The following is an 8,646-nucleotide window of genomic DNA, read 5'->3' on the forward strand; positions in this document are numbered from 1 at the left end:
AACTGGGCCTGCTCTACTTTCACCGCGCCTGGACCCGATTCCAAGCGACCTAACGAACCGCCGGATGCGAGGCCCGCACGTCCGGTGGTGTGAGAGGGGGCCGGTAGCCCCGGCCCCCTACTCGATTGTTTCGAATGGCTCAGCGCCAGTCGATGACCGCTGCTTCCTTGTGCTCGGTGATCGGACGCGCGAGTCCCTGCTCCACACAAGCCTTCTGGAGCAGCTCCAGCGTCTCATCGAGCCCGGGGCCGAGCCGCGGGCCGGGCGTGAAGTCGGCCGGCAGGTGCTTCATGCCCTGGATGACGCCGATGGTCTCGTAGTGCACGGTGCCTTCGGGGTCACAGACATAGTCGGGCATGCGGTCGAGCACGGCGGTCACCATCGACTTGAACACCGTGCGTGCCACGTTCGATCCGACGCAACGGTGCACGCCGATGCCGAAGCTGAAGTGCCGATTGCCTTTTCGGTCGAGGATGACCTCGTTGGGTTTTTCGAACACCGACGGATCGCGGTTGGCCATCGCCCACGACAGCCAGAGCCGTTCACCTTCCTTGAACTGATGACCCTCGACCTCGACATCGGCCGAGAACGTGCGTCCGTCGCCCGGTGCGGGCGTGAAGAACCGCAGGAATTCCTCGGTCGCCGGGTCGAGCAGCTTGTCCCGCTCGCGGCTGAGCCGCTCGCGCTCAAGGGGATTCTCGCTCAACCACTCCAGCGAATGCGCGGTCAACGCTGTGGTGGTGTCGAAGCCGCCACCGATGATCAGCCCGAGATTGCCCAGAATTTCCAAGTCGGGAGCCGGCTCACCGTCGATGCGCAGGTTCAGCAGGGCGTTCACCAGACCGGGTCGCGGGTTCTCCCTGACCTCCATCATGGTGGTGACCATGTCGAGCCCCATCTGCCGGTTCATCTCGGCGACGCGGGCGGCATCCGGGGAGTGCTCCGGTGTGGACACCGACAAGTGCGCGGGCTCGCTGTAGACCGGCCACTTCTTGAGCTCGATACCCATCATGGCGAGGGTGAGCACCGCTGGCACGATGTTGGCCAGGTCATCGACGAAGTCGATGTGCCCGGTCTCGATCTTCTCGTCGAGCGACGCACGGACGATCTCGTCGACGAACGGCGCCCACCGCTTCACCGCAGCCGGGGACAGGTACGGGTTCAGCGCCCCACGGTATGAGCTGTGCTCAGGCTCGTCCATCTCCAGGATGCCACCGCGAACCACCGTGGCCCGCTGAGCCTTTGGGATCGTGATGCCCTGATAGGGCGTCTCGCCGGTTAGGTCGTGGTGGTTGGAGATGGCGGGGCACCGGGCGAGCTCGAAGACCTCTTTGCTGCCCGCGGCCACCCAGTGGCCGTTGTAGACATCGGTCCACGCCATCGGACACCGTGACTGCATCTCCTCGGTGATCTTCTCGAATTGCTGCCGATACTCCGGGGTATGCCGATCGAAGTGATAGTTCGGCTGCTTCCGCTCGGTGTCGTCGGTGACGTCATCGATACTCAAGGCATTGTCTCCCTTGATAGTTCATGGTCTCAGTCCTCGTCGATGAGGATTGCCTGCTCGGGACAGGAGTGCGCGGCCTCGCGTACGAGCTCCACCTGGTCGGGTGGGACCACTTCGGTGACGGCCGACGAGCTGCCGTCGATATCGCTGAGCTGGAACATATCTGGAGCGATCATGGCGCACAGCGTGTGCCCCTGACACCGCTCCTGGTCAACCCGGACCTTCACAGTTTCCCTTTCGTGTACGGATTACTCGTCGGACTTAGACGTGGTAGTCGTACCACTTGAGGTAGCCGCCCGCGTCGACACGCAGCTGCATACCGGTGACGTAGCGGGCCTCTTCGGATGCCAGCCACAGCACGGCATTGCTGATGTCCAACGGCTCGACGAAGTTGACCTTCATCGCCTGCTGGATCCCGAACACTGGTTCGGCGTCCGCACGGGTCGGGTGTTCGAGGTCCGGGCGGAAGGAACGGTACATCGGCTCACTCTGCAACATGTCGGTGTTGCAGTTGGTCGGGTGCACGACGTTGGCCCGAATGCCCCGCACGGCAAGCTCGGTCGCCAGATCGTGGACGTAGTGAGACAGCAGCCGCTTGGCGACCATGTACGACATGCCGCCGGGGTCCGAGCCCGGGTTGTCCTTCTGGTGGGCGTCCATCAGCGCCGCGGTGGAGCCGGTCGCGATGATCGAGGCGCCCGCCTCCAGGTGGGGCAGCGCTACCTGGATCGCATTGATGGTGCCGATCAGGTTGGTGTTGATGACGTCGCACCAGGCCTCCAGCGGAGGCTGGCCCTTCATGCCTGCGATGCCGGCCTGCGCCACGACGATGTCGACCTTGCCGAATTCGGCGAGGCCCTGCTCCAGCGCCGACTTGAGTTCGGCGGCCTCGCGCACATCGGCCTGCGCGGTGACGATGCCGCGGCCGGTCTTCTTGACCAGTTCGGCGGTCTCCTCGAGATCCTCCGGGCTGGCCATCTTGTAACCGATGGTGTCGATGTCCTTGCACAAGTCGACAGCGATGATGTCGGCGCCCTCTTCGGCCAGCCGCAAGGCATGGCTACGGCCCTGCCCGCGTGCGGCGCCGGTGATGAAGGCAACCTTGCCTTGGACTCGTCCCACAGGTGTTCCTCTCTCTAACTGCCTAGATGTCGGTTCGTCTATCGATATGTGCTGAATGCCTTGAACTGCTGTGTGCTCAGGTGTCGGGCAGTACGGCCTGGATGGTGTGGAAGACCCCGTGCGGGTCGATGTCGACGATCTTCTTCCAGTCCTCGAAGCTGGTGTCGGTGAACCGGCAAAAGGAGTCGGCGAGTGCAGCGTCGACCTGCGCGCGGTCGGAGACGTCGGCGACGTAAGAGAAATCGGCATCGGAGGGATTCAGGTCGATCGTTGCCACGTGATAGCCATCGGAGCGAAGCCGGTCGGCCACGGCCGCACCGATCCCCGAACCGCCGCCGGTCACCACTGCCGTCTTCACGGACGGTCTCCGTTGCGGGAGGAGAGGGGACGACACCGTTCACTACGGCGTCCGCGCACCGTAGCGTCGCCGAACCAGTGGATCTCGGATCTCAAGAATCTCCCTTTCTGATATGAGAACGCTACTCTCGGTGTGATCCATTTCGCAAGACACTTCGGCGCAATCTGTCTAACTGCGGAGATGCTCCACAGAGTCCAGCACATCGGACGCGTGTCCGATGACAGAATGTTCCTCCAACGCGGCTTGAGTTCTCATGGGCCGAATGTATGATTCGCCGGAGATGAGAACCGAGTTATCCACCGACCGGAGGAGTTGCTGATGCCTGCCCAGGACGCGACGGCAACCATCGCGAGCGGCGAGCAAGCGGCCGGGGGCCAGGTGTCCGAGCGGCGGATGCTGATCGACGGCCAGCTCGTAGGGGCTGCGCAGACGTATCCGTCGATCAATCCGGCAAACGGTGAAGTGGTCGGCTACGCGCCCAACGCGGACGTCGCCGACGCCGAGCGCGCGATCGCCGCGGCCCGCAACGCCTTCGACACCACCGAGTGGGCGACCAACGTCGATCTGCGGATCCGCTGCCTCGAGCAGCTGCACGCCGCGCTGGTGGAACACAGCGACGAACTGCGTGCACTGACGATCGCCGAAGTGGGCGCGACCAAGGCATTGACCGAGAGCGCCCAGCTCGACGACCCCATCCGGATCGTCGGCTACTACGCCGACCTGCTGAAGACCTATTCGATGAGCGAGGACCTCGGCGAGATCGAGAGCCGTGGGCAGCGTCACCACCGCTGGGTGGAGAAGGAAGCCGCCGGTGTGGTGGCCGCCATCATCGCCTACAACTATCCGAACCAGCTGGCGCTGGCCAAGCTCGGTCCGTCGCTGGCCGCGGGTTGCACCGTCGTCCTCAAGGCCGCTCCTGACACCCCGCTGACCACCCTGGCGCTCGGCGAGGTGATGGCGAAGTACACCGACATCCCGGCCGGCGTGATCAACGTGATCAGCTCCACCGACCCCGCCGTGGGCGCCGCGCTGACGACGAGTCCCGACGTGGATGTCGTGACGTTCACCGGGTCGACCGCGACCGGCCGCAAGATCATGGCCGCTGCCAGCGACACGATCAAGAAGGTCTTCCTGGAGCTCGGCGGCAAGTCCGCGATGATCGTGCTCGACGACGCCGACTTCAACAACTGCGCCATGATGGCCGCGTTCATGATCTGCTCGCACGCCGGTCAGGGCTGCGCGATCACCACCCGACTTCTGGTGCCCCGCACGCACCACGAGGAGATCGTCGAACTGGTGAAGAACTTCATGGGCATGGTCCGCTACGGCGACCCGGCCGACCCCGCAACCTACATGGGGCCGCTGATCAACGACACCCAGCGCGACAAGGTCGACGGCATGGTCCAGCGTGCGGTCGCTGCCGGCGCGACCGTCGTCACCGGCGGCAAGAAGGTCGATGGTCCTGGCTTCTTCTACGAGCCGACGCTGGTCACCAACGTCGACCCCGACAGCGAGCTCGCGCAGGAGGAGATCTTCGGACCGGTACTGGCCGTTCTCGCCTACGAAGACGACGACGATGCGGTCCGGATCGCCAACAACTCCATCTACGGCCTGTCCGGGGGAGTGTTCGGCGGCCATGACCGCGCGCTGGCGATCGCTCGCAGGATTCGCACCGGCACGATGGGAATCAACGGCGGCAACTACTTCGGCCCGGACAGTCCCTTCGGTGGCTACAAGCAGTCCGGTGTCGGCCGGGAGATGGGCGTGGCCGGCCTGGAGGAATTCCTCGAACGCAAGACTCTCGCGGCGGTCGTGTCGTGAGGCCACTGGAAGGGGTTCGCGTCCTCGAGGTCGCGATGTACGGCTTTGTCCCGTCGTGCGGCGCGGTCCTCGGTGAGTGGGGCGCCGACGTCATCAAGGTCGAGCACGCAGTGACCGGCGATCCCCAACGTGGATTGCGGCAGACCGGCCCGTTGCGGGTCGAAGGTGATCCCAACCCGAACATCGAGCACGCCAATCGGGGTAAGCGCAGCATCGGGCTGGACATGTCCGTGCCCGAGGGGCGAGAGGTGCTGCTCGAACTCGCTCGCCGCGCCGATGTGTTCCTGACCAGCTTCCTGCCCGGACACCGCACGAAGTTCGGCATCGACGTCGATGACATCCGCGCCGTCAACCCGAAGATCATTTATGCGCGCGGCAGTGCACTTGGGCCGCGCGGCGAAGAATCGGTGAAGGGCGGCTACGACATGACCGCCTTCTGGTGCCGCGCCGGCACCGCCGCCACCATCACGCCGCCCGGTATCGAGGGCATGATCGGCCCGCCAGGACCTGCCTACGGCGACACCATCTCCGGTACCAATCTGGCCGGCGGTATCGCCGCCGCGCTGTTCCAGCGGGAGCGCACCGGCGAGCCGTCTGTTGTCGACGTGTCCCTGCTCGGCAGCGGGCTGTGGGCGATGGGCCACACCGTGGCGCTGACGCAGCACCTCCAGCAGCTGATGGTGCAACCGCCCCCGGGTGTGCACGGTTCGCCGATCAACCCGCTGGTCGGTGTTTATCCGACCGCCGACGACCGCTACATCTCGTTCGTGATGATGCAGCCAGGAAAGTTCTGGGCCGACGTGTGCAATCACATGGACCTCAGCGAGCTGGCCGACGATCCCCGATTTGCCACCGCGGAATCGATTGCGGAGAACACCGCGGCAGCCGTGGAGATCCTGCGCGAGGCGATGGCCAAGCGGCCGCTGCTCGAGTGGAGCGAGCGGTTCTCGACGCTGGCGGGACCGTGGGCACCGGTGCAGGACACCCTGCAGGCGGCCAAGGATGCGCAGATCCGCGCCAACGAATACATCGTGCAGGCAGGCGAATTGGAGCTCGTCGCCAATCCGGTGCAGTTCGACGTCGCCGCGCCGCAGACCGGGCCGGCACCGGGATTCGCCGAGCAAACCGACGAGATCCTCGAAGAGCTCGGCCTGGACTGGGACCGCATCATCGAACTCAAGACCGCTGGCGCGGTCACCTAGGTCGCGCCGGAGAATCTATGCCTCACCTCATCGCCATTGGCACCTACCTACCCTCGTGGGGGTGTGATGCACATCGCATTTCTGGCGACGACGAGGACGCGATCACACTCGCTGTTGAAGCGGGCCGTGCGGCGCTTTCCGACGGCGGTGCCGTCGAACGGGTCGTGCTGGTCAGCCGGGACCTGCCGTTGCTGGAGAGCAGCAACGCCGCAGTGCTCCTGGCGGGGCTGGGCCTCGATCCCGAACTCGAGGTCGACGAGCGACTCGGGGGAGCGCCGGCCACTCTCGACGCGGTCACCTCGGCCCGGCCGCGCACGCTGGTCATCGGAGCCGATCTGGATCCCGCTGGGGCAGCTGCGATCCTGACCGCAGAGAGCGGGCTGGCTGTGCGCACCGCCGCACGCGTGGCGCGCAGCCTTCCGGTCCGCACCCGCAACGCCAGCGGGGCGGTCCACGACTACGGCGACCCCCGATTGCTTCACGAACGCGGCCTGGTCGCCTCGCTTGCCGCGGCCTGGCTCGACACCCCGGTCGCCCTGGCCGGGGTCGATCACGACCGCGCTGCCGAGTTGTGCGGCGGTGACCCGCCCACGCTGCCGACTATGGGGGCCAGTGCCGGGTTGTTCGCATTGGCAGCACTCGCCGAATCGCGCACCAGCGGTCCGCTGGTGGCCGTCGAGCAGGCCAGCCTGTCCGGGGTGACCGTGGTCGGCGGCAATGCCCCGGTGTACCGGCGCGAACCGGCCGCTCGGCCCCGCCCGCAGACCAAGGTGGTCGCGGGCCGCGAGATCCCGATCTCGCTGGCTGCCTACGAGCGGGCCTTCGAGGCCAAGGTGCGCTGGGAGGCCGGCCGCCACAGTGGCAGTGACGAGTTGGACTTTCCGCCCCGCTATCGCCTCGATGAGGACGGGCGGCTCGCCACCGACTACGAGATGGTGCCGCTGCCCCGGGTGGGCACGGTGTACACCGAAGTGACGGTCCACATTCCGGTGCCGGGATTGCGCACGCCCTACTCGCTGGCGCTCGTCGAACTGGACGACGTCGGTGTCCGCGCGCTGGTGAAGGTCACCGGTGTCGAAGCGGGCACGGTACGCATCGGCGATCGCGGACGGCTCACACTGCGCAGGGTTGCGATGAGATCCGGTGTGCCCGACTACGGGTATTCGTTCGAGCCGTATCAGACCGCAGGCCGGCGCGAACCGTCTGTCCGGTCATGGGGTGCGGCATGAGGCGCGTCGCAGTAGTGGGCGCCGGCATGACGGCGTTCGGGGAGCATTTCGCACTCGGCATGAAAGACCTGCTCCCGATGGCGTTCGCCGAGTGCGCCGCGCGTGTTGACAAGGGCGTCAAGAAGTCTGACATCGATGCGGCGTGGTTCGGCGCCATGGGAACTCCCGACGGATTCCCGGCGGGCATCCTGGCCGATTCGCTCGGCCTGCCAGACCTGCCGGTCACCCGGATCGAGAACTCCTGTGCCACCGGCAATGACGCGGTCCGCAACGCCCTTTACGGCGTTGCGTCCGGTGCGGCCGACGTCGCTCTGGTGATGGGTGCGGACAAGCTGCGCGAAACCGCTTCCAAGCAATTGCTGTGGGAGTGGGAGGCAATGGCCCGCGATATGGCGTGGGATTATCCGCTGGGATTGGTTGCGCCCGCCGGTTTCGCACTTCACGTTGCGCGTTATTTGCACGAAACTCCCGCCACTCGTGAGCACATGGCGATGGTAGCGGTGAAGAACCATCGGCACGGTGTGTCCAATCCGAAGGCGCGGTTGCGTTTCGAGGTGACCCTCGAAGAGGTGCTCGCCGCTCCGACGGTGGTGACACCGTTCGGTGTGTACGACTGTGCACCCCAAAGTGACGGTGCCGCAGCACTTTTACTCGCGTCCGAAGATGTGGTGGATCGCTATACCGACCGGCCGGTATGGATCCGGGGAGTGGGCCTGGGCTTGGACTCGGTCATGCATCAGCACAAGGCCGACTTGGCGACATTCCCCGCGACGGTTCGGGCGGCCAAAAGAGCGTTCAGTATGGCAGGTTTGGGGCCTGCGGATATCGATGTGGCTGAAGTTCACGATTTCTTCACCGGTATCGAGCTGATCAGCTATGAAGATCTCGGCTTCGCCGAACCTGCGGAGGCCTACAAATTGATGGAGGCCGAGGTGACTTGTGTTGGCGGAGCGCTGCCGGTGAATCCCAGCGGGGGCCTGAAGGCCAAGGGGCATCCGCCCGGTGCCACCGGAGTGGCGCAGTGCGTGGAGCTTTTCGAACAACTCCGTGGCGAGGCGAGAAATCAGGTGGACGGTGCCCGAATCGGGCTGGCCCACAACATTGGTGGGCCGACGGCAGTGTCCGCGGTGACGATTCTGGAAGGACCGGGTACCGATGGCAGGTAAGGGACCGGATCGGTGGTCGACGGGCATATCGCTGAAGAGTGCGGCAGGCCCGATGCAGGCTATTGGTGGTTTGTTTGCGATGTCGGCTGATGCGGTGCGGTTTGTGTTTCGGAAGCCGTTTCAGTGGCGGGAGTTTTTGGAGCAGTCGTGGTTTGTGGCGCGGGTGTCGTTGGCGCCGACGTTGTTGGTGGCGATTCCGTTCACGGTGTTGGTGTCTTTTACGTTGAATATTTTGTTGCGG

Annotated in this window: 7 protein-coding genes and 2 pseudogenes; 5 read left to right on the plus strand and 4 right to left on the minus strand. The window is 65.2% G+C overall.

What is annotated here, in order from left to right; all coding sequences use genetic code 11:
• Nucleotides 1-139 precede the first annotated feature (139 nt).
• From HPC46_RS32975 to HPC46_RS32990, 4 genes and pseudogenes are all read right to left on the minus strand, one after another.
• A complete protein-coding gene (locus HPC46_RS32975; protein WP_179476232.1) occupies nucleotides 140-1,507 on the minus strand; it encodes a cytochrome P450 in 1,368 nt (455 codons plus the stop codon).
• Between the two features lie 29 nt (nucleotides 1,508-1,536).
• Nucleotides 1,537-1,734, minus strand: a complete 198-nt coding sequence (locus HPC46_RS32980; protein ID WP_005145564.1) for a ferredoxin — start codon at nucleotides 1,732-1,734, stop codon at nucleotides 1,537-1,539.
• A 34-nt stretch (nucleotides 1,735-1,768) separates the two neighbouring features.
• Nucleotides 1,769-2,629 carry a mycofactocin-coupled SDR family oxidoreductase gene (locus HPC46_RS32985; protein ID WP_179476233.1) on the minus strand — a complete coding sequence of 287 codons (861 nt, stop codon included), beginning with the start codon at nucleotides 2,627-2,629 and terminating at the stop codon, nucleotides 1,769-1,771.
• Nucleotides 2,630-2,711: 82 nt separating this feature from the next.
• A pseudogene (locus HPC46_RS32990) lies at nucleotides 2,712-2,987 on the minus strand (SDR family NAD(P)-dependent oxidoreductase); the annotation flags it as partial.
• Nucleotides 2,988-3,305: 318 nt separating this feature from the next.
• Here HPC46_RS32990 and HPC46_RS32995 point away from each other — a divergent pair.
• The 5 genes and pseudogenes from HPC46_RS32995 to HPC46_RS33015 form a co-directional block, all read left to right on the plus strand.
• A complete protein-coding gene (locus tag HPC46_RS32995; protein WP_179476235.1) occupies nucleotides 3,306-4,808 on the plus strand; it encodes an aldehyde dehydrogenase family protein in 1,503 nt (500 codons plus the stop codon).
• Nucleotides 4,805-6,010: a CaiB/BaiF CoA transferase family protein gene (locus HPC46_RS33000; protein ID WP_179476236.1), complete on the plus strand. Its 1,206-nt coding sequence runs from the start codon at nucleotides 4,805-4,807 to the stop codon at nucleotides 6,008-6,010. Before HPC46_RS32995 ends, HPC46_RS33000 begins: the two co-directional genes overlap by 4 nt.
• A gap of 17 nt (nucleotides 6,011-6,027) precedes the next feature.
• On the plus strand, nucleotides 6,028-7,239 hold the full coding sequence (locus HPC46_RS33005; RefSeq protein WP_179476237.1) for an OB-fold domain-containing protein: 1,212 nt from the start codon (nucleotides 6,028-6,030) through the stop codon (nucleotides 7,237-7,239).
• A complete protein-coding gene (locus tag HPC46_RS33010) occupies nucleotides 7,236-8,405 on the plus strand; it encodes a thiolase C-terminal domain-containing protein (protein ID WP_005145552.1) in 1,170 nt (389 codons plus the stop codon). Before HPC46_RS33005 ends, HPC46_RS33010 begins: the two co-directional genes overlap by 4 nt.
• Nucleotides 8,395-8,646, plus strand: a pseudogene (locus HPC46_RS33015) (ABC transporter permease); the annotation flags it as partial. The gene HPC46_RS33010 and the pseudogene HPC46_RS33015, both read left to right, overlap by 11 nt.

The sequence above is a fragment of the Mycolicibacterium vinylchloridicum genome (genome assembly GCF_013404075.1).
GTDB lineage: Bacteria > Actinomycetota > Actinomycetes > Mycobacteriales > Mycobacteriaceae > Mycobacterium > Mycobacterium vinylchloridicum.